The sequence below is a fragment of the Actinomyces sp. AC-20-1 genome, assembly GCF_023369555.1.
In the GTDB taxonomy this organism is placed as follows: Bacteria; Actinomycetota; Actinomycetes; order Actinomycetales; family Actinomycetaceae; genus Actinomyces.
In genome coordinates this window covers 93,334-118,237 of sequence record NZ_JACJVC010000002.1, presented here as the reverse complement: position 1 = coordinate 118,237, position 24,904 = coordinate 93,334, and the positions used below count along the sequence as shown (strand labels likewise).

21 protein-coding genes are annotated in these 24,904 nt (G+C 72.7%); 6 read left to right on the top strand and 15 right to left on the bottom strand.

Features of this window, described 5'->3' with window-relative positions; genetic code table 11:
• The first annotated feature begins 45 nt into the window (after positions 1–45).
• Genes H6X67_RS01955 through H6X67_RS01945 form a run of 3 tightly spaced genes read left to right on the top strand, consistent with a single transcriptional unit; the run spans position 46 to position 3,553 of the window.
• Positions 46–807, top strand: a complete 762-nt coding sequence (locus H6X67_RS01955) for a succinate dehydrogenase cytochrome b subunit (RefSeq protein ID WP_249368989.1) — start codon at positions 46–48, stop codon at positions 805–807.
• Entirely contained in the window at positions 804–2,801 is a 1,998-nt protein-coding gene (locus H6X67_RS01950) for a fumarate reductase/succinate dehydrogenase flavoprotein subunit (protein WP_249368988.1), read from the top strand. The genes H6X67_RS01955 and H6X67_RS01950 overlap by 4 nt, the downstream gene beginning before the upstream one ends.
• A complete protein-coding gene (locus H6X67_RS01945) occupies positions 2,798–3,553 on the top strand; it encodes a succinate dehydrogenase/fumarate reductase iron-sulfur subunit (protein WP_249368987.1) in 756 nt (251 codons plus the stop codon). The genes H6X67_RS01950 and H6X67_RS01945 overlap by 4 nt, the downstream gene beginning before the upstream one ends.
• A 35-nt stretch (positions 3,554–3,588) precedes the next feature.
• Here H6X67_RS01945 and H6X67_RS01940 read toward each other — a convergent pair whose 3' ends face one another.
• Entirely contained in the window at positions 3,589–4,968 is a 1,380-nt protein-coding gene (locus H6X67_RS01940) for a citrate synthase (RefSeq protein ID WP_249368986.1), read from the bottom strand.
• A 122-nt stretch (positions 4,969–5,090) separates the two neighbouring features.
• Positions 5,091–5,765 carry a TetR/AcrR family transcriptional regulator gene (locus H6X67_RS01935; RefSeq protein WP_249368985.1) on the bottom strand — a complete coding sequence of 225 codons (675 nt, stop codon included), beginning with the start codon at positions 5,763–5,765 and terminating at the stop codon, positions 5,091–5,093.
• Positions 5,766–5,885: 120 nt separating this feature from the next.
• Here H6X67_RS01935 and H6X67_RS01930 point away from each other — a divergent pair, with 120 nt between their 5' ends.
• On the top strand, positions 5,886–6,437 hold the full coding sequence (locus tag H6X67_RS01930) for a nuclear transport factor 2 family protein (protein ID WP_249368984.1): 552 nt from the start codon (positions 5,886–5,888) through the stop codon (positions 6,435–6,437).
• 28 nt (positions 6,438–6,465) lie between these two features.
• On the opposite strand, the gene dapC is transcribed toward H6X67_RS01930, so the two are convergent.
• The 12 genes from dapC to H6X67_RS01870 all read right to left on the bottom strand — a co-directional run bounded on the left by dapC (position 6,466) and on the right by H6X67_RS01870 (position 22,015).
• Positions 6,466–7,656 carry a succinyldiaminopimelate transaminase gene (dapC, locus tag H6X67_RS01925; RefSeq protein WP_249376328.1) on the bottom strand — a complete coding sequence of 397 codons (1,191 nt, stop codon included), beginning with the start codon at positions 7,654–7,656 and terminating at the stop codon, positions 6,466–6,468.
• A gap of 73 nt (positions 7,657–7,729) precedes the next feature.
• Complete coding sequence (gene fdxA, locus H6X67_RS01920) at positions 7,730–8,077, bottom strand: ferredoxin (protein WP_249368651.1); 348 nt, start codon at positions 8,075–8,077, stop codon at positions 7,730–7,732.
• 150 nt (positions 8,078–8,227) lie between these two features.
• Complete coding sequence (locus H6X67_RS01915) at positions 8,228–10,129, bottom strand: VanW family protein (RefSeq protein ID WP_249375523.1); 1,902 nt, start codon at positions 10,127–10,129, stop codon at positions 8,228–8,230.
• A 45-nt stretch (positions 10,130–10,174) separates the two neighbouring features.
• Positions 10,175–12,097 (bottom strand): translational GTPase TypA, encoded by a 1,923-nt coding sequence (gene typA, locus H6X67_RS01910; RefSeq protein ID WP_249368649.1) that lies wholly within the window; start codon positions 12,095–12,097, stop codon positions 10,175–10,177.
• A gap of 212 nt (positions 12,098–12,309) precedes the next feature.
• A complete protein-coding gene (locus tag H6X67_RS01905; RefSeq protein ID WP_249375525.1) occupies positions 12,310–14,082 on the bottom strand; it encodes a dipeptide ABC transporter ATP-binding protein in 1,773 nt (590 codons plus the stop codon).
• Positions 14,079–15,035: an ABC transporter permease gene (locus H6X67_RS01900; protein ID WP_249368647.1), complete on the bottom strand. Its 957-nt coding sequence runs from the start codon at positions 15,033–15,035 to the stop codon at positions 14,079–14,081. The genes H6X67_RS01905 and H6X67_RS01900 overlap by 4 nt, the downstream gene beginning before the upstream one ends.
• Positions 15,028–15,957 carry an ABC transporter permease gene (locus H6X67_RS01895; protein WP_249368646.1) on the bottom strand — a complete coding sequence of 310 codons (930 nt, stop codon included), beginning with the start codon at positions 15,955–15,957 and terminating at the stop codon, positions 15,028–15,030. Before H6X67_RS01895 ends, H6X67_RS01900 begins: the two co-directional genes overlap by 8 nt.
• A 154-nt stretch (positions 15,958–16,111) precedes the next feature.
• Positions 16,112–17,761 carry an ABC transporter substrate-binding protein gene (locus H6X67_RS01890; RefSeq protein ID WP_249368645.1) on the bottom strand — a complete coding sequence of 550 codons (1,650 nt, stop codon included), beginning with the start codon at positions 17,759–17,761 and terminating at the stop codon, positions 16,112–16,114.
• Between the two features lie 240 nt (positions 17,762–18,001).
• On the bottom strand, positions 18,002–19,078 hold the full coding sequence (locus tag H6X67_RS01885; protein WP_249377016.1) for an LLM class flavin-dependent oxidoreductase: 1,077 nt from the start codon (positions 19,076–19,078) through the stop codon (positions 18,002–18,004).
• A 40-nt stretch (positions 19,079–19,118) separates the two neighbouring features.
• Positions 19,119–20,111 (bottom strand): bile acid:sodium symporter family protein, encoded by a 993-nt coding sequence (locus tag H6X67_RS01880; RefSeq protein ID WP_249368644.1) that lies wholly within the window; start codon positions 20,109–20,111, stop codon positions 19,119–19,121.
• A gap of 174 nt (positions 20,112–20,285) precedes the next feature.
• The gene (locus H6X67_RS01875) at positions 20,286–20,894 is read right to left on the bottom strand and encodes a biotin transporter BioY (protein ID WP_249368643.1); all 609 of its coding nucleotides are present in this window, start codon (positions 20,892–20,894) and stop codon (positions 20,286–20,288) included.
• A gap of 116 nt (positions 20,895–21,010) precedes the next feature.
• A complete protein-coding gene (locus H6X67_RS01870; protein ID WP_249368642.1) occupies positions 21,011–22,015 on the bottom strand; it encodes an alpha/beta hydrolase in 1,005 nt (334 codons plus the stop codon).
• Positions 22,016–22,071: 56 nt separating this feature from the next.
• Between H6X67_RS01870 and H6X67_RS01865 the strand changes: the two genes are divergently transcribed.
• Positions 22,072–22,584, top strand: coding sequence for an NUDIX domain-containing protein (locus H6X67_RS01865; protein ID WP_249368641.1), 513 nt, complete (start codon positions 22,072–22,074; stop codon positions 22,582–22,584).
• Between the two features lie 114 nt (positions 22,585–22,698).
• On the opposite strand, the gene H6X67_RS01860 is transcribed toward H6X67_RS01865, so the two are convergent.
• The gene (locus H6X67_RS01860) at positions 22,699–23,661 is read right to left on the bottom strand and encodes a patatin-like phospholipase family protein (protein WP_249368640.1); all 963 of its coding nucleotides are present in this window, start codon (positions 23,659–23,661) and stop codon (positions 22,699–22,701) included.
• Between the two features lie 90 nt (positions 23,662–23,751).
• On the opposite strand from H6X67_RS01860, the gene H6X67_RS01855 reads away from it, so the two are divergent.
• Complete coding sequence (locus tag H6X67_RS01855) at positions 23,752–24,882, top strand: oxidoreductase (RefSeq protein ID WP_249368639.1); 1,131 nt, start codon at positions 23,752–23,754, stop codon at positions 24,880–24,882.
• Positions 24,883–24,904 lie beyond the last annotated feature (22 nt).

The window sequence follows — 24,904 nt, the reverse complement described above, 5'->3', positions numbered from 1 at the left end:
ATCTGGGATATAGTTGAGGACCCCTGTCGAGCCCGAGGAACGCTCATGGCACCGGCCACCGCACGACGAGACCCGCTGGGAGACGCACCGGCCCCCCGCCCGGTCCACCGTGGTGCCCGCTGGACCTCCAACGCCGTCCTCAAGCCGGTGGCGGCCGTGACCGGCACGGTCATGGGCGCCTTCGTCCTCGTCCACATGCTCGGCAACCTCAAGGTCTTTCAGGGCGCCGACGCCTACAACTCGTACGCGGCCTGGCTGCGCGACGTCGGCTACCCGCTCGTCCCCCACGACGGCGTCCTGTGGGCGCTGCGGGCGGTCCTCGCCACCTGCCTGCTGCTGCACGTCGCCAGCGCTCTCACGCTCCGGCTGCGGGGCCGACGCGCCCGGGGCGTCTTCCGCCGTCGCGGTACGCGGCCCGCGGCGCTCGGCGCGGGCTCGATGACCGTCACCGGGGGCCTGCTCCTCGTCTTCGTCGCCGTCCACCTGCTCGACCTCACGATCGGCCGGCTCGTCTCCCCCGGCTCCTTCCAGGAGGCCGCGCGCAGCGGCGGGCAGCTCACCGCCCACGCCTACGAGAACCTCCTCGCCTCGCTGTCGCGCCCCGGCATGGCGGTCTTCTACACGCTCGTCATGCTCACCCTCGGCCTCCACCTGGCCCAGGGCCTGTGGACCGTCGCCCACGACCTCGGTGCCACCGGCCCCCGCCTGCGGACCGTCCTCGCCGTCACCGCCGTCGCGCTCGCCCTCGCGGTCGCCGTGGCGAACGGCGCCCTGCCGCTCCTCATCCTCACAGGAGTCCTCTCATGAGCGCGCACCCCGGGCCCCGTGGGGAGCCCTCCGGCCCCACCGCCCGCGTCCCCGGCCCCGTCGACGGCCTCTACGACGTCGGTGACGACCTGGACGCGCACTTGCCCGACTGCCCACCCGAGCAGGCCTGGGCGCGGCGCCGCGACGAGTACCGGCTCGTGAGCCCCGCCAACCGGCGCACGATGAGCGTCATCGTCGTCGGCACGGGGCTGGCCGGCTCGGGCGCCGCCGCCACCCTCGCACGCCTCGGCTACCAGGTCGAGTGCCTCAGCCTGCACGACTCCCCGCGCCGCGCCCACTCCGTCGCCGCCCAGGGCGGGATCAACGCCGCCCGCGCCCGCCAGGTCGACGGCGACACCCTCCACCGCTTCGTCAAGGACACGGTCAAGGGCGGCGACTACCGGGCCCGCGAGGCCGACGTCGTCCGCCTTGCCGAGGAGTCCGTGCGCGTCATCGACCACATGGACGCCATCGGCGCCCCCTTCGCCCGCGAGTACGGCGGCAGGCTCGCCACCCGCTCCTTCGGCGGCGTGCAGGTCTCACGCACGTACTACACGCGCGGCCAGACCGGCCAGCAGCTCGAGGTCGCCTGCGCCCAGGCCCTCCAGGAGCAGGTCGCTGCCGGCCGTGTGCGTATGCGCACGCGCACCGAGGTGCTCGACCTGGTCGTCGCCGACGGCCGCGCCCAGGGCGTCGTCGTGCGCGACCTGCTCACCGGTGAGATCAGCGTCCGCACGGCCCACGCCGTCATCCTCGCCACCGGCGGCTACGGCAGCGTCTACCACTACTCGACGCTCGCCATGTCCTCGAACGCCTCGGCCACGTGGCGCGCGCACCGGCGCGGAGCCGCCTTCGCCAGCCCCTGCCTCGTGCAGTTCCACCCCACGGCCCTGCCCGTCTCCTCGCACTGGCAGTCCAAGACGACGCTCATGAGCGAGTCCCTGCGCAACGACGGCCGCATCTGGGTGCCCCTGCGGCCGGGGGACCCGCGCCCCGCCAACGACATCCCCGAGGACGAGCGCGACTACTACCTCGAGCGCAAGTACCCGGCCTTCGGCAACCTCACGCCCCGCGACGTCGCCTCCCGCAACGCCCGCGAGCAGATCGAGGCCGGGCGCGGCGTCGGGCCGCTGAGGAACTCCGTCTACCTCGACTTCCGCGACGCGGTCGCACGCGTCGGGCGCGAGGTCATCGCCTCGCGCTACGGCAACCTCTTCGACATGTACCTCGACGCCACCGGTGAGGACCCCTACGAGGTGCCCATGCGCATCGCGCCCGGCGCCCACTTCACGATGGGCGGGCTGTGGGTGGACTTCAACCACATGTCCACCATCCCCGGCCTCTTCGTGGGCGGCGAGGCCTCGAACAACTACCACGGCGCCAACCGCCTCGGCGCGAACTCACTGCTGAGCGCCTGCGTGGACGGCTGGTTCACCCTCCCCCTGGCCGTGCCGGACTTCCTCGCCGGCCTCGTCGGGACGGCGCCGCTGGCCCCCGACGCGCCTGAGGCGCTGGCCGCCGCCGCTGACGCCCGCGCGCGCGTCGACGCCCTCATCTCCTGCCGCGGCACGCACCGGCCCGTCTGGTTCCACCGCCGGCTCGGTGAGATCCTCTACTCCGGCTGCGGGGTCTCGCGCACCCGGGAGGGCCTCATCGACGCCCTGGGGCAGGTGCGGGCCCTGCGCGAGGAGTTCTGGCGCGACGTCAAGGTCACGGGACACGACCAGCGTCTCAACCAGGAGCTGGAGAAGGCGCTGCGCGTGGCCGACTTCCTCGAGCTCGCCGAGCTCATGGTCCTCGACGCCCTCGACCGGCGCGAGTCCGCCGGGGCCCACTTCCGCGAGGAGTTCCAGGACGACGGCGAGGCCCGCCGCGACGACGAGCACTGGTGCACGGTCTCCGCCTGGCACACGGCTGACGGCGGCCGGCACACGCGGCGCTCGGAGCCGCTCGAGTTCCGCGTGGTCCCGATGCAGGTGAGGAGCTACCGATGAGGGTCGAGCTGGAGGTCTGGCGCCAGGACGGGCCGCGCGACAGGGGCCGTTTCGAGTCGTACACGGTCGACGACGCGACCGCGGAGATGAGCCTGCTCGAGCTGCTCGACCGGCTCAACGACGCGCTCGTCGAGGAGGGCCGCGAGCCCGTCGTCTTCGAGTCCGACTGCCGCGAGGGCGTGTGCGGCATGTGCGGCTTCCTCGTCAACGGCCGCCCGCACGGGCCCTCGGACAACACGCCCGCCTGCCGCCAGCACCTGCGCGCCTTCCCCGGTGTCACGCGCTTGAGGCTCGAGCCGCTGCGCGCCGGCGCCTTCCCCGTCATCCGCGACCTCGTCGTCGACCGCTCCGCGCTCGACGAGCTCATCCGGGCGGGCGGGACGGTGGACGTCGCCCCGGGCACCGCCCCGGACGCCGACAGCGTGCTCCAGCCCCGCGCGCGGGCGGGCAGGGCCCTCGACTTCGCCGCCTGCATCGGCTGCGGGGCGTGCGTGGCCGCCTGCCCGAACGGCGCCGCGATGCTGTTCGCCGGCGCGAAGCTCGCGCACCTGTCCCTCGTCCCGGCCGCCTCCGGTCAGCGGGCCGGGCGGGCGCGCGCGATGAGCCGTGTGCTCGACGAGGCCTTCGGCCCCTGCTCCCTGTACGGCGAGTGCGTGCCGACGTGCCCGGCGGGGATCCCGTTGGAGGCGATCGCGCGCCTCAACCGCGAGGTGCTGCGGGCGGCCGTCGTCGGTGCGCGACGCGACGACTGAGCCGGAGCGCGCGGCGGCGAGGCGGGCGGCGGGGGTCAGACGCGGTTGACGCGGTCGATCTCGTGCTGTCCCGTGCGGAAGTCCGGGTACTCGTGCGCGTCGCGCTCACGGCGGTGCATGGCGACGTAGTGCCGCTCGACCTGGCCGGTGTAGACCTGGCGCGGGCGGCCGATGCGCTTGGCCGGGTCGGAGATCATCTCGCGGTACTGGGCGATCCAGCCCGGCAGGCGGCCGAGCGCGAACAGCGGGGTGAACATCGTCGTCGGGAAGCCCATCGCCTGGTAGATGAGCCCGGTGTAGAAGTCGACGTTCGGGTAGAGGTTGCGCGAGACGAAGTACTCGTCCTTGAGGGCGACCTCCTCGAGCTCCATGGCGATCTCGAGCTTGCGGTCGCCGTCGGCCGAGCCGAGGCGGGCCAGGACGTCGTGGGCCGTGGCCTTGACGAGGGCGGCGCGCGGGTCGTAGCTCTTGTAGACGCGGTGCCCGAAGCCCATGAGGCGCACCCCGTCCTCCTTGTCCTTGACCTTGCGGACGAACTCGGCGGTGGTCATGCCGTCGTTCTGGATGCGGTCGAGCATCCGCAGGACGGCCTCGTTGGCGCCGCCGTGCAGCGGCCCGGACAGGGCGCCGACGCCGGCCGCCACGGAGGCGTACATGTTGGCGTCCGAGGAGCCGACCAGGCGCACGGTGGAGGTGGAGCAGTTCTGCTCGTGGTCGGCGTGGAGGATGAGGAGCATGTCGAGGGCGCGCACGACGCTCGGGTCGATGTCGAAGCTCTGGTAGGGCATGCCGAAGGTCATGTGGAGGAAGTCCTCGACGTAGCCGCGCCGCGGGTCGGGGTACATGAGCGGCAGGCCGATGGCGCGCCGGGCGATGTAGGACACCATGGTCGGCACCTTGCTCAGCAGCAGCACGGTGGCGAGCTCGCGCTCGTAGGGGTCGTGCGGGTTGAGGGTGTCCTCGTAGTAGGTGGCCAGGCCCGCGACGCCGGCCTGGAGGATCGCCATGGGGTGCCCGGAGGAGGGGAAGGAGGTGAAGAAGGAGCGGAAGTCCTCGTGCAGGAGGCGGTGGCGGGCGATGCGCCGCTCGAAGCGCTCGAAGGTGTTGGCGTCCGGCAGCTCGCCGTTGATGAGCAGGTAGGCGACCTCGGTGAAGGTGGAGGAGCGGGCGAGCTCGGCGATGGGGTAGCCGCGGTAGCGCAGGATGCCGGCGCCGCCGTCGATGTAGGTGATCTCCGAGGTGGTGGAGGCGGTGTTGGTGAAGCCCGGGTCGAGGGTGACCATGCCGGTGGCGCCCAGGAGCTTGGCGATCCCCAGGCCGTCGGAGCCCTCCGTGGCGTGGGCGCGGGGCAGCTCGAGGCTGGTGTCCTCGATGGTGAGGAGGCCGGGGCCGTCGGCGTCGTTGAGGTCGGTCATGGTTCCTCCTGGTGCAGCTCGGGGGACTGGGCCGTCTGCCACTGTAGCGGTTCGGGCAGGGTGGCGACCTCGCGAGTGACCTCAGGCCCTGCGGGGCAGGACGCCGCAGGGCTGCCCCACCATCAGTTGCTGAGCTGCGACTGTGCCGCCACACCTGCGAGCAGCACGGCGAGCGCCTGGCTCATCTCCCGTTCGAGATTGTCCTGCGGCGGCAAGAGCCGACCGTCCCGGCGCGCCGCCTGCATCAGCGCCGGAGCGGGATGGGTGACGGCCCACAGCTCAGAGATGATGCCGTGTACACCGACGACGACCACCGTGTGCAGGGGCTCGGGGACCGGACCCAGGCGGGACTCGATCACCGCTACGAGCCGCATGATGTGACCGTACATCGCCGTCTTGTACCCGATGATGTCCTCGACGTTGACATGGTGCTCGAGGACGGCGGCGGAGCAGCCGAGCAGCTCGCACAGCAGTGGGCGCCTGGTAATGGTGGCCAGCGCCACAGCCAGCTCCGTGACAGGATCACCTCCGCCTCCAGCGTCCTCGAGCTCATGGGTCACCTCATCAACCCACGCGGCGTAGTCACGCTGTGCAAGCTCAAGCAGGATCGCCTCCCGGGAGCCGAAGTAGCGCAGCACATTGGACTTGGCCAGTCCTGTGCGGCGGGCGATCTCGTTGAGACTGGTCCTCGTGACCCGCCTGTCCTGGAGCAGTGCCCTTGTGGCGGCGAGTATCTGCTCCCTGCGGCTCTCGCGCTGCTCCTGGGTCCTGGCTCTGAGGAATCCACCCTCCACCATGTGCCCCTCCTCACTAGTTAAGGTACCGACGGTCTGTTACGTTGGCTCCACTGGCAACAGACCGTCAGTCTCCTACGCGGTTCCTGCCGGAGCATCATCCCACTCGACCTGGAGCACACCATGCGCAGCCGTCTCATTGCCCTCCCCCTGCTCGTGACCACCGCCCTGAGTGCCTGCTCAGGCGCACAGTCGTCCACCGCCAACTCGGTACCGGCCTCACAGCCTGCCAGCAGCGTCAGTCCCAGCAGCGGCACCAACCAACCGACACCCGCCACACCCGCCCCAGCCGAGATCCGCCAGCCGGACAGTGACCGGCAGGCGGTCATCGACAGGTTCCAGACGCACCAGGCCGCCCTCAGGGCGGGCGACGTTGACACGGTGGCTCAGGGCCTGGCCGAGGACTACGTCGGTACGCACATGAGCGGCCAGACGGTCACCAAGCAGCAGTCGCTCGAGGACCTCAGCAGCGGCGACTACCAGTACCACAGCTTCCAAGAGGTCAGCCCCATCGAGGTCACGGTGGACGGGGACACCGCCACCCTGACGGTGACAGCCGACATCGAGGCGACGGTCCTCGGCAGCCACGGCACATGGCGGATGACAATCTTCAACACCTACCGCTACGAGGACGGGCGCTGGCTCAACACCAGCTCCACCGCGACGCGGGCCTAAACCTCATTCCCCTGGCGACGTGCGGGGCTCATGCCCGGAACAGGTCGGTCGCGGCCAGGCGCCGGCAGGCGGCCCCGACACGCTCGTCGGTCTCGGTCAGGCTCACGCGCACGCGCCCGGCGCCGGCCTCGCCGTAGAAGTCCCCCGGGGCGACGACGATCCCCAGCTCGGCGAAGGCCCCCACGAGGTCGAAGGCGCTCATGCGCTCGGGGCCGCGCAGCCACAGGTACAGTCCCGCGACCGAGCCCGGGTCGTTGACGAGGTCCGCGGCGCGGGTGGCCTCCAGGAGCAGGTCGCGGCGGCGCCGGTAGGTCTCGCGCTGGGCGTCGACGTGCGCGTCATCGGCCAGGACGGCGGTCATGGCGGCCATGACGGGGGCGGGGACCATGAGGCCCGAGTGCTTGCGCACCTCGGTGACGGCCGCGAGCAGGTGCGGGTCACCGGCCATGAGGGCGGCGCGGTAGCCGGCGAGGTTGGACTGCTTGGACAGGGAGTACAGGGCGATGAGGCCGGTGAGGTCGGGGGTGCCGTCGCTCCGGGTGCCGCTCACGCGCGCGTCGAGGAGGCTGGGCACGCCCCGGGTGGCCCAGGGCTCGGCCCAGGCGAGCTCGGCGTAGCACTCGTCGCTGACGACGACGGCGCCGCGCGCCCGCGCCCAGGCGACGACGCGGGCCAGCTGCTCGACGCTCAGGACGTGGCCGTCGGGGTTGCCGGGGCTGTTGAGCCAGACCATGACCGGGGCGCCGTCGGGCAGCCGCCAGGTGGTGGGGTCGGCCTCGACATCGACCGGCACGGGCCTCGCCCCTGCGAGGCGTGCGCCGACGTCGTAGGTGGGGTAGGCGGCCCGGGGGTGCAGGACGAGGTCGCCGGGGCGCGCGCCCAGGTGGCTGGGCAGGAGCGCGACGGCCTCCTTGGAGCCGGTGGTGGGGATGACGTGGGCTCCGGTCAGGCCCGTGACGCCGCGGCGGCGGGCGAACCAGCCGGCGGCCGCCTCGCGCAGGGCGGGGGTGCCGACGACAGCCGGGTACCCGGGGGCGTCAGAGGCGGCGTCCAGTGCCCGGCGGGCGAGGGCGGGGGTGGGGTCGACGGGGGTGCCGATGGACAGGTCGACGGTGCCGCCGGGGTGCTCGGCGGCGCGGCGGCGGTAGGGCACGAGCGAGTCCCACGGGAAGTCGGGCAGGGCCAGTGGCCTGGGCAGCGCGGGGGTCGTGGACGTCATGGGCCGATTGTGGCCCAGCGGGGCGGGCGGCGCCTGCCGCGGCCGACGGCCGGGACGGTGGCCCGCGGTGGGCTCAGCCGTTGGCGGTCTTCCACTCCTCGTTCTGCGGGGGCAGGGCGGCGATCATGGGGTCGTCGTAGTCGAGGGCGCCCACGCGCTGGGCACCGCCGGGCGCCCCCAGGCCCTTGAGGGAGAAGAAGTCGATGTTGGCGCGCGTGTAGTCGACCCACTCGTCGGGGACGTCGTCCTCGTAGAAGATCGCCTCGGTGGGGCACACGGGCTCGCAGGCGCCGCAGTCGACGCACTCGTCGGCGTTGATGTAGAGGGTGCGCTCGCCTTCGTAGATGCAGTCGACGGGGCACTCGTCGACGCAGGCCCTGTCCTTGACGTCGACGCAGGGCTGGGCGATCACGTAGGTCATGCGCTCTCCTCGTTCCTCGGGCCGCCCACCGCAGGGCGGTGTGGTCTGCGGCAAGTATGTGCCGGGGCGGGTGCGGGCCCAAGGGAGCGGGGCCGTGGCGGTGAGCACCCGCGGGCGGGGACCGCCGATAACGTCACGCCCGGCGCGTGTTCAGGCCGGGGACCCGGACGCCGGCTGGGCGGCCGGGTCCGGGGTGGCGGGCGCGTTGGGGTCGACGCAGCGCAGGGCGTGGTCAGCGGCGTAGGAGGTGGTGAGCACGTCGTCGGCGGGGCCGGTGCCGTCGGGTGCCCTGCGGGTGCGGGTGACGGTGACGTCGAAGCCGGCCTGGCCTCCCCCGTAGGGCTCGCAGCCGGGGGCGGTGGAGGTCTCGGTGCGCACGGGCCGATAGCCGGTGTGCTCACTGGAGACGATGCTGACGTCGTAGTAGTGGGTGGACCACAGGCGCACGTGGACGTCGTCGTCGGAGACCCAGGCCTGGACGAGGACGGAGTAGGGAGTGGAGTTCGTCCACCTCACGTCGAGCACCCCGGTCCACAGGGTGGCCTCGCGCCCGGCCGGGTAGCGGGTGAACCACACGGAGTGGGGGTGGTGCTCGACGTCGTCCATCCCGGCCTCGAAGCCGGCGTTGAAGACGGTGGTGGCCACCTGGGACAGGCCCCCGCCGACGGCGTCGGAGTGCACGCCGTTGGTGTAGACGCCGGCGGAGGCGAAGCCGTGCTCGGCGTCCACGGGCCCCAGGGCCTCGGTGAGGGAGAAGGTCTGCCCCGGCAGGACAACCGTGCCGTTGATGGCGGCGGTCCCGGCGGTGAGGTTCTGGGTGCGCTGAGGGTCGTAGTAGAAGGGGGTGGAGTACTCGCCGACGACCTCGGTGACGCCCCACTGCGCCTCGGGCTCGTTGTGCTCCGGCTCGGTGACGGTGACCGGCAGCGTGAGCGTGCGCGTGCCGTTGGCCGTGGCGAGAACGGCGGTGGCCAGGGCCTCGCCGTCGACGCTGAGCCCGGTGGTGCCGGGGACGAAGACGGGGGTGCCGGCCGCGCTGCCCTCGATGGTGAAGGTGGCGTCGACGGGGGCGGTCTCGACGGCGGCGCCCATGTACGCCAGGACGGCCTCGCGCAGGCCGGCCGGGTCGAGGTGCACGGACAGGGCGCCGGACTCGTTGACGACGCTGGCGGTGGCGGCGATCTCCGCGGGGGTGAGGACGGCGTCGGCCTGGGCGGTGGAGGCGGCCTCGGTGCCGGCGGCGCTGACGGTGACGTCGGAGGCGAGCAGGGGCGTGAGGACGGTGTCGATGAGGGCCTGGGCGTCGGCGTCGGTGACGGCGGGCTCGGTCCTGCCGGCGACGAGGGTGACGGTCTCCTGCCCCAGGGGCCAGCCATGGCTCAGGGCCTCGACGGAGGCGGCGACGTCGACGCCGGTGCCGGAGACGGCGGGGATGAGGACGGGGGTGGTGCCGTCAAGGGCGACGGTGGCATCGACCGTGCCCTGGGAGAGGGTGGCGAGCCTCGTGTTGAGGGCGGTGGTGAGGGCCCGGGTGTCGACGGCGGTGACGGCCTGGGTCTGCGCGCCGGTGAGGCGGTCGATGATGGTGACGGGGTTGAGGGTGAGGGAGGTGAGGGTGTCGATGCTGGCGGCGGCGTCGAGGCTGACGCCGGACTGGGCGGGCACGAGGGTGTCGGTGGCGACGGGGGCGCCGTCCTCGCCGGGGACGGCGACGGTGACGGTCTGGGCGAGCCGGGCCCCGATGGTCTCGGTGAGCACCTGCTCGGCCCGGCCGGCGCTCATGCCTCCGACGGCGACGCCGGAGACGGTGGAGCCGGCGAAGACGTGCTGGGTGGTGGCCGCGGCGGCCGAGCCCCACAGGACGAGGAGGAGGGCGCCTGCGCCGATGCCCAGGAGGGTGGCCAGGCGTCGTCGGCCGCGGGTCCCGGTGGCGGCGTCCGCGGGCTCGACGGCGGTCCCCTCCTCGCTCACGGGCGCGAGCTCGGCGGTGTCCTCGCTAGCCGGCGTGGGCTCCTCGGGCGCGATGTCGTCGGGAGTCGGGGTGCTGTCCATGGCTCGCTCCTGGGCAGTGTCGTGGGGCGGGTCAGCGGCGGCCGGTCAGGCCTCGGAGCGGCGCCTGCGGGCCGCGTCCTTGAAGCGCTCCTGCGTGTCGAGGATGATCTTGCGGATGCGCACCGCGTCCGGGGTGACCTCGACGCACTCGTCCTCGGCGGCGAACTCCAGGCTCTCCTCCAGGGTGAGCCGGCGCGGCGGGGTCAGGGCCTCGAAGGAGTCCGCGGTGGAGGAGCGCATGTTCGTCTGCTGCTTCTCGCGCACGACGTTGACGTCCATGTCCTCGTTGCGGGGGTTCTCCCCGACGACCTGCCCCTCGTAGGTCTCCTGCGTGGGCTCGACGAAGAAGGTCCCGCGGTCCTGCAGGCGCACGAGCGCGTAGGCGGTGACGGCGCCCGCACGGTCGGAGACGAGCGAGCCGGTAGTGCGCGAGACGATCTGGCCGGCCCAGGGCTCGTAGCCCTCCGCGATGGAGGAGGCGATGCCGGTACCGCGGGTCTCGGTGAGGAACTGGGTGCGCAGGCCGATGGTGCCGCGCGCCGGGATGAGGAACTCCATGCGGATCCAGCCGGTGCCGTGGTTGGTCATGGTCTCCATGCGCCCCTTGCGGGCGGCCATGAGCTGGGTGACGGCGCCCAGGTGCTCCTCGGGGACGTCGATCGTCATGCGCTCGACGGGCTCGTGGCGCTTGCCGTCGATCATCTTGGTGACGACCTGCGGCTTGCCGACGGTGAGCTCGAAGCCCTCACGGCGCATCTGCTCGACGAGGATCGCCAGGGCCAGCTCGCCGCGGCCCTGGACCTCCCAGGCGTCGGGGCGGTCGGTGGGCAGCACGCGCAGGGACACGTTGCCGACGAGCTCGCGGTCCAGGCGGTCCTTGACCTGGCGGGCCGTGACCTTGGCGCCCTTGGTGCGCCCGGCCATCGGCGAGGTGTTGATGCCGATCGTCATGGAGATGGCGGGGTCGTCCACGGTGATGAGCGGCAGCGGACGCGGGTCCTCGGGGTCCACGAGGGACTCGCCGATGGTGATGTCCTCGATGCCGGCGACGGCGACGATGTCGCCCGCGTGCGCCTCCTCGGCGGGCTTGCGGTCCAGTCCCTCGGTGACGAGGAGCTCGGAGACGCGGGCGCTGGACATGGTGCCGTCGTGACGCGCCCAGGCGACGCTCTGGCCCTTGCGCAGGGTCCCGTTGTGGATGCGCAGCAGGGCCAGGCGGCCCAGGAAGGGGGAGGCGTCGAGGTTGGTCACGTGCGCCTGGAGGGGGGCGCCCTCGTCGTAGGAGGGACCGGGGACGCGCTCGATGATGGTGCGGAACAGGGGCTCGAGGTCCGTGTTGGCGGGCAGGTCGCCGTCGGCCGGCTGGACGGTGTCGGCGCGGCGGGCCTTGGCGGAGGCGTAGACGACGGGGACATCGAGGACGGCGTCGAGGTCGATGTCGGGGTGCTCGTCCGACAGGTCGGAGGCCAGGGCGAGCAGGAGGTCGGTGGTCTCCTCGACCACCTCGCTGATGCGCGAGTCGGGGCGGTCGACCTTGTTGACGACGACGATGACCGGCAGGCTCGCAGCCAGGGCCTTGCGCAGGACGAAGCGCGTCTGGGGCAGCGGCCCCTCGGAGGCGTCGACGAGCAGGACGACACCGTCGACCATGGACAGGCCGCGCTCGACCTCACCGCCGAAGTCGGCGTGGCCGGGGGTGTCGATGACGTTGATGGTCAGGCCCTCGCTCAGCCCGGCGGCGACGGCGGCCGGCCCGGCGTAGTGCACGGCCGTGTTCTTCGCGAGGATGGTGATGCCCTTCTCGCGCTCGAGCTCACCGGAGTCCATGACGCGCTCGGCCGTGTTCTCCTGGGTGGCGCGGGTGCCGAAGGCCCCGGCCTCCCAGAGCATCGCGTCGACGAGGGTGGTCTTGCCGTGGTCGACGTGGGCGACGATGGCGACGTTGCGCAGGTCCTGGCGCACGGTCATATGGGGCTCTTCTTCCGTCCGGGAGGCGCGCCCGGGTCGGTCGGCGCGCCTGGGGACGAGTGTCCGCAGGCGACGGGCACACCGTCGCCAGAGTACGGGGGCGCCTCGGGCCGTCGCCATGACGGAAACGACACCGCCCCTGTGCGCCCGCTCACGCAGGCGGGGCCGCCCCTGCGGGGGCGACCCCGCCGTGGTGGGTGAGGCTCAGCGGCTCAGGCGCCGTAGAGGGGGATCGAGGCTCCCGGAACGGCGTTGATGAGCTCGCGCGTGTACTCCTGGCGCGGGTTGTCGAAGAGATCGTCGGAGGGCCCGGCCTCCACGACCCGACCGTGCTCCATGACGACGACGTCGTCCGCGATCTGGCGGACCACGGCGAGGTCGTGGGTGATGAAGAGGTAGGTCAGGCCCAGCTCGGTCTGCAGGTCCGTCAGCAGGCGCAGCACCTGCGCCTGGACGAGGACGTCGAGGGCCGAGACCGCCTCGTCCAGCACGATGATCTCGGGCCTGAGGGCCAGGGCGCGGGCGATGGCGACGCGCTGGCGCTGACCGCCGGAGAGCTCGTTGGGGTAGCGGCGCATGACCGAGCGCGGCAGGGACACGAGGTCGAGCAGCTCGGCCACCCGCGTCTCGCGCTCCTGACGGGTGCCGACGTGGTGGACCCGCAGGGGCTCCTCGATGACCCGGAAGATCGAGTACATGGGGTCGAGGGAGCCGTAGGGGTTCTGGAAGACCGGCTGCATGATGCGTCGCAGCGCGAAGAGCTCCTTGTCCCCCAGCGTGGACAGGTCGACCCCATTGTGGAAGACCTTGCCGGAGGTGGGGTCCAGGAGGTTGAGGATGATGTTGGCGACCGTGGACTTGCCGGAGCCCGACTCGCCCACGAGCGCGGTGGTCGTGCCGCGCCGCACCCCGAAGGTGACATCGTCGACGGCCTTGAGGGTCTTGGCCTCCCCCTTGGCGCCGCGGACGTCGAAGACCTTCGTCAGGTGCTCGGTGCGCAGGACCTCGTCGACGTCGTCGGCGATCTCGCGCACGCCGAGCTCGTCCTCGCTCACCTGGATGCCGGCGGCGTGAGCCGTCTGGATGCGGCGCGAGGCCAGCGACGGGGCGGCCTGGACCAGGCGCTGGGTGTAGGGGTGGCGGGGGTCCTGCAGGACCTCGATGGAGGGGCCGGACTCGACCACGCGACCGCGGTGCATGACGACGATGTGCTCGGCGCGCTCGGCGGCCAGGCCCAGGTCGTGGGTGATGAACAGCATCGCGGTGCCAAGGCTGTGGATCTGCTCGCCGAGGTGGTCGAGGATGCGGCGCTGGACGGTGACGTCCAGGGCGCTGGTGGGCTCGTCGGCGATGAGCAGCTGGGGGCGGGCCGCCAGGCCGATGGCGATGAGGGCCCGCTGGCGCATGCCGCCGGAGAACTCGTGCGGGTACTGGCGGGCGCGCCGGGCGGCGTCGGGCAGACCGGCCTCCTCCAGGAGGAGGGCGACCTGCTCGTCGACGTCGATGCGCCCGCCGGCGGAGACCTCCTCGCCCTTCTCGGCGGCGGCGAGGGCGGCGAGGCGGTCGTCGGCGACCCCGGCCAGACCGTTGGCCTTGAGGGCCTCCTTGACCTGGAAGCCGATGGACCACACGGGGTTGAGGTTGCTCATCGGGTCCTGGGGGACCAGGCCGATCTCGCTGCCGCGCAGGGCCTGGTACTCGCGGGCGCTGGCGTGGGTGATGTCCGTGCCGTTGAAGGTGATGGTGCCGCCGGTGACGCGGCCGGTGCCGGGCAGCAGGCCGATGACCGCGGAGGCCAGCGTGGACTTGCCGGAGCCGGACTCGCCGACGATGGCGACGGACTGGCCCGGGTAGAGCGTGAGGTTGGCCTTACGCACGGCCGGCACGAGCCCGGTGGAGGACCGGAAGGCGACCTCGAGATCGCGGACCTCGAGCAGTGCGGTGGTGTCCGTGCCTTCGGTGGTGGGGGTGTTCGCGGTACTCACTTGCGGGCCTTCGGGTCGAGGGCGTCGCGCACGGCGTCGCCCATCATGATGAATCCGAGGACGGTCAGGGCCAGGGCCCCGGCCGGGTAGAGGAGGACGGAGATGTGGTCGCGCAGGGCGGCCTGAGCGGAGGCGATGTCCGCCCCCCAGGAGACCATCGAGGGCGGCAGGCCGACGCCGAGGAAGGACAGGGTCGCCTCGGAGACGATGAAGGCGCCGAGCTGGACGGTCGCGGTCACGATGATGGGAGCGGCGGCGTTGGGCAGCACGTGGCGCACGAGGATCGCCATCCGGCTGGATCCGAGCGAGCGCGAGGCGGTGACGAAGTCCTCGTTCTTCACGCTCATGACGGCGCCGCGGGTGATGCGGGCGATCTGGGGCCAGCCGAAGATGGCCAGGACCAGCACGACGGTGGCGATGGAGGAGCGGCCCTTGAACATCTGCATGACAACGATGGCGGCCAGCACGAAGGGCACCGCGAAGAAGATGTCGGTGAAGCGGGCGAGCAGCGCGTCGAGCCAGCCGCCGAAGAAGCCGGCGAGGGAGCCGATGACGGCGCCGATGAGCACGACGATGAGCGTCGTGAGCACGCCGACGGTGACGGAGGCACGGGCGCCGTGGATGGTGCGCGAGAAGATGTCGCAGCCCTGGCGGTCGAAGCCGAAGGGGTGGCCGCCGGTGGCGGGGCCGTAGGAGTCGCGCAGCTGGCAGAAGGTGGGGTCCACCCGGGTGAACAGGCCCGGGGCGATGGCCAGGAGGAGGGCGCCGACGATGAGGACGGCGGCGACCCAGAAGATCGGGCGGCGGCGCAGCTGCTTCCAGGCCTCGCCCCACATGGAGGAGGGGGCGGACTCGTCGGAGACGGCGTCGACGGCGCCCAGGCCCTGCTCGTCGATCTCGGCGACGTAGCGCTCCTGGCCGGGGCGGGCGAGGGTGTGCTGGTTGTCAGGCATAGCGGATCCTCGGGTCGAGAGCGGCGTAGAGCAGGTCCACGACGAGGTTGGAGATGATGAAGACGAGGATGAGGACGGTCGTGAAGGACACGACGGTGGGGCCCTCACCCTGGAGGATGGCGCGGTAGAGGGTGCCTCCGACGCCGCTGATGTTGAAGATGCCCTCGGTGACGATGGCGCCGCCCATGAGGGCGCCGAGGTCCGCGCCGAGGAAGGTGATGACGGGCACGAGCGAGTTGCGCAGGACGTGGACGACCATGACGCGGGTGCCGGACAGGCCCTTGGCGCGCGCGGTGCGCACGTAGTCGGCGGAGAGGTTCTCGGCGACCTCGGTGCGCGTCAGGCGCAGCACGTAGGCGAAGGAGACGGCGCCGAGCACGAGGGCCGGCATGAGCAGCTCCTTGAAACCGGGGCTGTTGCCTGCGGTGACCGGCAGCCACCCCAGGCGCACGCCGATGAAGAACTGCAGGAGGAAGCCGATGACGAAGGTCGGCACGGCGATGACGACGAGGGAGAGCACGAGGGCGGTGGCGTCGAACCAGCGGCCCTTGCGCACACCGGCGATGAAGCCGACCGTGATGCCGGCGACGGCCTCGAAGGTCAGGGCCATGAGGGCGAGCTTGATGGTCACCGGGTAGGCGCCGGCCAGGACCTCGACGATGGGGCGCGAGCCGCGCAGCGTCGTGCCCAGGTCGAGGGTGAACACGCCCTTGAGGTACAGCAGGTACTGCACGAGGAAGGGCTTGTCCAGGTTGTAGCTGGCGCGGATCTGCTCCTGCACGGCCGGGCTCAGGGCGCGCTCGCCTCCGAGGGCGGCGACGGGGTCTCCGGGCAGTGCGAAGACCATCGCGTAGATCAGGAGGGTGGCCCCGAAGAACACGGGGATCATCTGCAGCAGCCTGCGTCCGGCGTAGCGGACCATCGGCGCCTCCTTTGGGTGGGTCGGGGGTGGGACGGGCATGTCGGGCTGGTCCCGACGTGCGCCGGGCCCGCACCTCGCAGGGTACGGGCCCGGTGCACGGTGAGGCTGGGACCGTCAGACCGCCAGGGGCCTGAGGGACGGTCTCAGGTGGGTGTCAGAACTCGGCGATGGCGTTGGCCTGCTCCCACAGGCTCTTGGCCTCGGCCTCGTCGAAGTCCAGGACCTCGTTGCCCTCCACGTCCTCCGTCCAGCCGGCGATGACCGGGGAGGTGAAGTCGGAGGCCGGGGTGCGGGTGCCGTAGAACAGCGTGTCGCAGATCTCCTTGCGGTTGACGGCCCGGGACAGGGCGGCGCGGCGCAGGCGGCCCTCCTCGTCCATCTTGAAGTGCTCGGCCTCGCAGTCGATCGCGAAGAGCTGGACGACGGCACCCGGCTGGTTGATCGCGCGCTCACCGAGCTCCTCGGCGAAGGTGGACAGGGCCGAGTCCGGCAGGGCGTCGATGACGTCGAGGGAGTCCGCGAGCAGGTCGTTGTAGGCGGCGTCGTAGTCCGTGTACATGGTGAAGGTGACACCCTCGTTGGCGACCGTCACCCCGCCCTTGTAGTCGGCGTTCTTGGAAAGGACGATCTCGGAGTCGTGCGTCCAGCTGTCGACCTTGTAGGGGCCGTTGCCGATGGGGGCCTGACCGAAGGCCTCCATGTCCTCGAAGGCGACCTCGGGCAGCGGCGCGAAGGCGGTGTAGCCCAGGCGGAGCTTGAAGTCGGAGGCGGGGGCGGTGAGCTTGACGGTGAAGGTGAGGTCGTCGATCTTGGTCAGACCGGTGAGCTCGGAGTCCTCCTCGAAGGAGAAGCCCTCGATGACCTCGTAGAAGTAGCTCGACAGGTGGGCGTTGGACAGCAGGGCGCCGTAGTTCCACGCCTTGATGAAGGAGTCGGCGGTGACGGGGGTGCCGTCGGTGAAGGTCCAGCCGTCCTTGATCTTGATGGTGTAGGTCTGGTTGTCCTCGGTCTCGATGGACTCGGCGACCTCGTTGACGGGGGTGCCGTCGACCTCGAAGCGCACGAGGTTGGCGAAGACGAGGTCGACGACGCGCCCACCTCCGACCTCGTTGGTGTTGGAGGGGATGAGGGCGTTCTGCGGCTCGGTACCGTTGGCGAAGATGATGCCGTCGGCGGCGGTGGTCTTGACCGCGCTGTACTCGGGGACGGACTTCCAGTTGAAGACGACGTCGGAGACGTTGTTGGAGTGGCCGCCGAAGCCGTTCTGGTACCACAGCGGGATGGCGGGCAGGTCCTTCATGAGGACGGCCTGCGCCTTGAGGTGGAGCTCGAGGGCGGCGTCGTCGGTGCTGGCGGCGGCGGCCTCGTCGAGGAACTTGTCGAACTCCTCGTTGGAGTAGCGCGAGTCGTTGGCGCCGGCGCCGGTGCGGAAGGTGGCGCCGAGGAAGTTGGCCATCGACGGGTAGTCGCCCTGCCAGCCGGTGCGGAAGGCGCCGAGGAGGGTGTGGTCGGTGATCTGCTTGCGCATCTCGGAGAACTGGGCGAAGGGCAGCGGCTCCATGCTGATGCCCAGCGTGTTGCTCACGGAGTTGCACACGGCCTCGACCCAGGCCTTGTGCGGGCCGTCGGAGTTGTAGGCGAGGGTGAGCTTGCCGCCGGCGGCGGCGGCCTGGCCGGAGCCGGAGCCCTCGGAGGAGCCGGAGCCGGAGGAGTCGTTGGAGCCGCAGGAGGCGAGGAGGAGAGCCGTGATGCCGGCGGCGCCGAGGCCGCCGAACATGCGGCGCGAGATCTGAGCAGTGGTCATGGGGACCTCCAGTGGGGTGGGATGGCGCGTGGCCGGTGGGGCCCGCGCCCGCCTCGGCGGGGTGCGCAAGGCTTATGTCGAGGTTATATACACCGCGGACCGTATGAGAATACGCGGGTCCAGCCAAAGAGACGACCGGAGACGCCACCTCGGCTGAGGGCACGAAGGCACGTTCAGGACCATAGCGACGCCGATCTGCTCCTGCACTGCCTCACGCATGACGATGCACCGTGAGAGTGGTCACGTCATCCACGCGCGGGCCAGCATCTCGTAGGAGCGGCGCCGGGCGCAGGCGTCGTGCGCATAGCTGACCACCAGCACCTCCTCCAGGCCCCAGCGCTCGGTCAGCGCCCTCAGCCGGGTGGCGACGTCGGCGGCGGTGCCGACGAAGGACAGGGCCATGGCCTGCTCGACGGCGGCCTCCCGGCCCGGCGCCAGGTCCCGCCAGGCGGCGGGGTCCTCACTGGGAGGGTCCAGCGGGGCGGGGCGGCCGCCGACGACCCGGGCGGCGGCGGCCATCGCCGTCGTGAACAGCCGCCGAGCCTCGCCCTCGGTGGGGGCGACCATGACGTTGACGGCGGCGGCCACGTGGGGGCGCGCGTCGGGCGAGGTGGGGGCGGAGGCGTCGAAGACGGAGCGGTAGGTGACGACGGCGGCCTCCGCCTGGGCGGGGGCGAAGTGCGAGGCGACGGCGAGGGGCAGGCCGAGCGTGCCGGCCACGCGGGCGCCGTTGACGGAGGAGCCCAGCACCCAGGCCTGGGGGCCGGTGCCCTCCCCCGGCACGGCGCGCACCCGGCGGACGGGGGCGGGGAGCTCGCCGGGGCCGGCACCGGGGACGAGTGAGCCCGGGACGGCGGCGGGGACGTCGTCGGGCACCTGGCCGAGGTAGACCAGGGTCTCGAGGACCTCCTGGGCGAAGGAGCGGGGGTCAGCGGCCCGGCGGCGCAGGGCGGAGGCGGTGAGCGGGTCGGTGCCCGGGGCGCGCCCCAGGCCCAGGGCCACGCGGCCGGGGTAGAGCTCGGCCAGGGTGCCGACCTGCTCGGCGACGACGAGCGGCGCGTGGTTGGGCAGCATGATGCCGCCCGAGGCGACGCCGATGCGCTCGGTGGCCGCCAGGACCTGCCCCATGAGGACGGTGGTGGCGGCGGCGAGGTAGGTGGTGGAGCCGTGGTGCTCGGCGATCCAGTAGCGGTGGTAGCCGCAGGCCTCGGCGGTGCGGGCGAGCCCGGTCATCTCAGCCAGGGCCTGGGCCCGGGTGCGCCCGGCGCTGACGGGGACGAGGTCGAGGACGGACAGGACCGGGGCGCTGGCGGGCATGGGCCTCAGGCTAGGCCACCGCAGCGCCGCTGGCCCCCACTCAGGCCGCGAGCACCTTGCGGTCGCGGCTGCGGTAGCACATGGCCAGGACGGCGCCGGAGAGGTTGTGCCACACGGAGAAGACGGCACCGGGCAGGGCGGTCTCGGGGGTGGAGGCAAAGTGGCCGGCAGCCAGGGTGGCGGCGAGCCCGGAGTTCTGCATGCCGACCTCGATGGAGGTGGTGCGCGCGACGCGCTCGTCGCGGACGAGGACCTTGCCCGTGACGAAGCCGAGCAGGTAGCCGATGAGGTTGTGGAGCACGACGACGGCGAGCACGGTCGCGCCGGCGGACAGGATCTTGCCCGCGGAGCCGGACACGACGGCCATGACGACGTAGCAGATGCCGAGGACGGAGACCCAGGGCATGGCGGGCAGGACCCTGGCGACCAGGCGCGGCAGGAGCATGCGCACGACGAGCCCTCCGATGACGGGCACGAGGACCATCTTGACGATGCTCGTCGCCATGGCGCCGGCGTTGACGGGCATGTAGGCGCCGGCGAGCCACTGGGTGAGCAGCGGAGTCGCCAGGGGCGCCAGCAGGGTGGAGACGGAGGTCATGGTGACGCTCAGGGCGACGTCTCCGCGCGCGAGGTAGGAGATGACGTTGGAGGAGGTGCCGCCGGGTGCGCACCCGACGAGGACGACGCCGACGGCGATGGCGCTGGGCAGGTGGAGGAGCCAGGTGAGCAGGACCGCGGTGAGCGGCATGATGACGAACTGGGCGAGGACGCCGATGAGGACGGGCAGGGGCCGCTTGACGACGAGGGCGAAGTCGGGCGGCGTGAGCGTCAGGCCCATGCCGAACATGATGATGCCGAGCGCGTAGCTGGTGCCGGCGCTGAGCGGGGAGAGCTGCTCGGGCAGGAGCATCGCCATGATGAAGGAGGCGATGATCATGAGGGGGAAGACGGTGACGGCGAGGCGCGCGGAGCGGTCCTCGCTGCTGGGCTCATTGCTTGGCGCGGGCCCGGGAGTGGTGACAGGGGCGGTCATGCCGGTATGCCTACCCCCATCATCCAGGATCCGGACAACCCGTCTCGAATAACGGCGCCCGCCTGCGGCCCGCCCCGCGCTCAGAGGCGGCGGCCCGCAGCCCGAGGGACGCCCGCAGGCGCCACCTGGGCCACAGGCCGCCGCACAGAAGAGAAGGAGGGAGGAGGAGCGGGCTCAGCCCCCGAGGCCGGTTCGCCCGGGCAGTGAGAGGCGGGCGGGCAGCGCCGAGGCCAGGAGCGACTTGAGCAGGTCCCCGACGACGAAGGGGGCCAGCCCCATGCCGAGGACCGCGCCCAGCGGGGCTCCGGTGGCGACGGCGAGCCAGGCCAGGCCCGGCACGTACACGAGCGCGGAGGCCAGCATCATGAGGCCCAGGCGGCGCGGCCAGGAGGCGGCGCGCACGGCCCGCCCGGCGACCACCGCCACCAGCGCGTAGCCGATGACGTAGCCGAAGGAGGCCGTGACCCCGCTCGTGAAGCCCTGCAGCACCGGCGCGCCCATGGCGGCCGCCAGGGCCAGCAGCAGGGCGGAGGCCGCGCCGCGCCGCGAGCCGAGGACGGCGCCGACCCCGAGGACGGCCAGCGTGCCCAGCGTCACCGGGACGGGGGTGAAGGGCAGCGGCGCCCGCAGCTGGCCGACGAGGGCGATGACGGCGGTGCCGGCCAGCACGAGCACGGCCTCACGGGTGAGCGCACCGAGGAGGGCGACGGAGGACTCGCGCACCGCACCACCCCCGGCGCTCAGGCGGGAGCGGGACGTCGAGAGGTTCTTGTTCAGCGACATGCGACAACCGTAGACGCCAGGAGCCCCCGGATCATCCGACGCCGGCGTCGGCACTGCCGCGGCAGCTTTGTGGATATCCCACAACAGCGCTCCGTCGCAGCACGCAGCCCCACCGCTCAGCCCAGGTGCTCCTCCACCCAGGCCAGCAGCCCGGCCGTGACCTCCTCGCGGTTCGTCTCGTTGAGCAGCTCGTGGCGCGCCCCCGGGTACAGCCGCAGGGTCACGTCACGCACCCCGGCCCGGCGCATCGCCGTCGCCACGGCCCGCACGCCCTCGCCCATGCCGCCGACCGGGTCAGCCTCACCCGAGACGACGAGTACCGGCAGGTCCCGGGGGACCGCCTCGAAGGAGGCCCGCCGGTTGACCTCGACCGCGCCGACGGCGAGGTCGCGGAAGAAGGCGCTGGTGCACACGAACCCGCACAGCGGGTCGGCGAGGTAGGCGTCCACCTCCGCCTCGTCGCGGCTGAGCCAGTCGAAGTCCGTGCGCCGGGGCTCGAAGGGCGCGTTCCTCCCGCCCCCGGCCACCCGGTCCAGGGTGGTGGACACGTGCCGGGGCCCGCGCAGGCGGGCCTCGGCACGGGCGAGCGCCACGCCCACGTGCCCCAGCGGCCCGGGGCCCGCGGCCGTGCCCATGACCACCAGGCCGGCGAGCGCCGCCTCACCGCCCAGGGCCTGCGCGTGCCGGGGCAGCTGAGCCACCCACCCGCGCACGAGCAGCGACCCCCAGGAGTGGCCCATGAGGATGACGGGGACGCCCGGCCAGGAGGCGTTGACCGCGGCCCGCACGTGGGTGAGGTCGTCCAGGACCCGCTGCCAGCCGTCGACGTCGTCGGTGTGTCCGCGCTCGTCGGGCACCGCGATGGTGGCCCCGTGCCCGCGGTGGTCGTCGGCGACGACGGCGATCCCCCGGGCGACGGCGGCCCGCCCGAGGCGCCCGTAGCGGCCGGAGTGCTCGGCCATGCCGTGCACGAGCTGGATGACGGCGCGCGGGCGGGCGCCGTCGGGAACCCCCACGCGCTCCTCCCCGCAGCGCAGGGGCCCCACGCCGTCGGGCAGCCAGGCCCGCACGAACAGGGGCTTGGAGTCGGAGGCGGTGAGGGTCGTGGTCTGCTCCTGCATGGTTCCTCCTCGAACGGCGGGCCTGGGGGCAGCATAGGCGCCGGTAGCGTGGGCGCGTGAGCCGCCGCCCCTTCGCCCTCGTCCCCGCCGCCTACGTCCTGCTCCTGCGCGAGGCCCCCGCCGGGCACGCCCTGCCTCAGGTCCTGCTGCAGCTGCGCCAGGGCACGGGCTACATGGACGGCTACTGGGCCTGCGGCGCCGCCGGCCACGTGGAGGACGGCGAGTCCGTCCTGGAGGCGGCCGTGCGCGAGGCCGGGGAGGAGCTGGGCGTCGTCGTCGACCCGGCGGACCTCGAGCCGCTCACGGGCATGCACCGCACGAACGACCCCGGAGGCGACCCGCGCGAGCAGCGGGTGGACTGGTTCTTCACCCTCAGGCGCTGGCGGGGCGAGCCGGCCATCTCGGAGGCCGCCAGGACCGCGAGCCTCGCCTGGTACCCCCTCGACGACCTGCCGCGGGTTCCTCCGCACGAGCGGCACGTGATGGACCTGCTCGCCGGGCAGCTGCGCGGCGGGGCGAGCGTGCCCGCGGTGACGGTCTTCGGCTTCGAGGGCCGCAGCGGGCTCTGACCTGTCACTCATCCCTGGTCAGAGCCCGCCGCACCCTGCTCGGCCACCACAGGAGCCGCGGAATCCCGCGGAACCTCCCACATGAGAAGCGTTCTAACCAGGGATGCGTGACACCTAGCCCGCGGAACCGACGCCCAGGAACTCCAGGATCCTCGGCAGCTCACGGCGCGCCTGCACCAGACCCATCTCGTAGGCGCTCGAGACCCGGTCGTAGCGCAGCTCGCCGTTCTCGATCGGCATCCGCTCGGGCTGGTACAGGTAGACGCGCCCGGCGCGCCGCTCCTCCTCCAGCCACCCGAGGGTCCGGTTGTAGCCGGCCGGGCGCGCGATGATCCCCTCCGCCACGGCCGGGGTGCGGCGGAACAGGCGCCGGTAGGCCCCGGGCCGCCTCTCGGCCGGCTTGCGGTAGCCGGCCGCGCGGGTGGAGACCACGAGCATGCGCTCGTAGCCGTCCGCGAGCGCCGCGTCCGTCGCGAAGCCACCGGTGGGGCCCAGGGCCCCGTCGAGGTATGGCACGCCGTCGATGTGGACGGTGGGCATGAGCACCGGCATCGAGGAGGAGGCCTGGCAGCGGACCGTCAGGTCCGCCAGCTCGTCCATGTCCTCCAGGCCCCAGTAGACCATCTCGCCAGTGTCGCAGCGGAAGGCGCCGATGCGCACCGTGCAGGTCGAGGCCGCGAAAGAGGGCCAGTCGAAGGGGATGCGCTCGTTGGGCAGGGAGGTGTGCTGGTAGATGTGCTCGGAGTTGAAGTAGCCCTGCCCCCGGACGAAGGAGCCCCAGCCGCCGGCCTCGGGGTCCGCGGGCAGGCCAACGAAGGCCTCACGGGTGCGCCACAGGTCCCGCGAGACCATGTTGACGGTGTGGGTGGACCCGGCGGAGATGCCCCCGACCCAGGGGAAGGCGAGACCGGCCTCGAGCATCACCTGCACGAGCGCCGCCGTGTAGGTGCCGCGCATGCCGCCTCCCTCGAAGACGAGGGCGACGCCGTCGACCTCGGTGGTGACGGGGGCCGGGGCGTGGCCGGGCTGGCCGAAGCGGACGGGGCGGGTCGGGCGCGAGGGGCTGGCGGTGGTCATCGCCCGCAGGCTATCGAGGCCGGGCACCCTCAGGTCAGTGTGGTCCTCGCCACGAGGAGGGCGGGCGCCCGCGCGCGTAGCGTCGCCGTCATGAGCACGCCCCTCCTCCTCGAGCCCCTCACCATGCGCGCCGCGAGCGCGCGCAACCGCCTGTGGCTGCCGCCCATGTGCATGTACAGCGTCGACGCCGAGGACGGAGTGGTCACCGACTGGCACGTGCGGCACTACGCGGCCCGTGCGCTGGGCGGCTTCGGCACCGTCGTCGTCGAGGCGACCGCGGTGGCGCCGGGCGGCCGCCTGTCCCCGCGCGACCTCGGCCTGTGGGACGACGCCCAGGTGGAGGGCCACCGGCGCCTGGTGGAGGCCGTCCACGCCGGCGGCGCGCTGGCGGGGATCCAGCTGGGGCACGGCGGCCGCAAGGCCGGCACCCCGCCGTGGCTGCCGACGGCGGAGGGCGGCGCGGCGCGCACGAGCACCCTGGCGGGCTGGGACCTGGTCGCGCCCTCGGCCCTGGCCTACCCGGGCCACGCGGTGCCGCGGGCACTGAGCGCCGCCGAGGCCCACGAGGTTGCCGACGCCTTCGCGTCGGCGGCCCGGCGCGCGGTTGAGGCCGGCTACGACCTCATCGAGCTGCACGGTGCGCACGGCTACCTCATCCACCAGTTCCTGTCCCCGCTGTCCAATGAGCGCGAGGACGCGCTCGGAGGCTCGCCGGAGGGACGGCGCCGCTTCGCCCTGGAGACGGTGCGCGCCGTGCGCCGGGTGCTCGGGGAGGGGCCCGAGGGGCGGGTGCTGGGCATCCGCCTGTCCGCGACCGACTGGGTCGAGGGCGGTCTCACGGGCGAGGACACGGCGGTGCTCGCACGCGAGCTGGTCGTGGCCGGCGTTGACGTCCTGCACATCTCGACGGCCGGCAACGTCCCTGCACGCTTCCCCACGGGCCCGGGCTACCAGGTCCGTTTCGCCGCCCAGGTGCGCCAGGCGGTGGCCGCGATGACGACGACGGGCGGGGGCAGCCCGGTGGTGGTGGCCGTCGGGCGCATCGAGAGCGGGGCGCAGGCGGAGCAGGTGCTGCTCACCGGCCAGGCGGACGCCGTGGCGGTGGGGCGCTACGCGCTGCGCGACCCGTTCGCGCCGCTGCGGTGGGCGCACGAGCTGGGGGTGGACGGCTGGCAGGAGGCGGGCTTCCCCGCCCAGTACTGGCGCGGTACCTGGGCCTGAGCCGGGTCTCAGCAGGCGCACC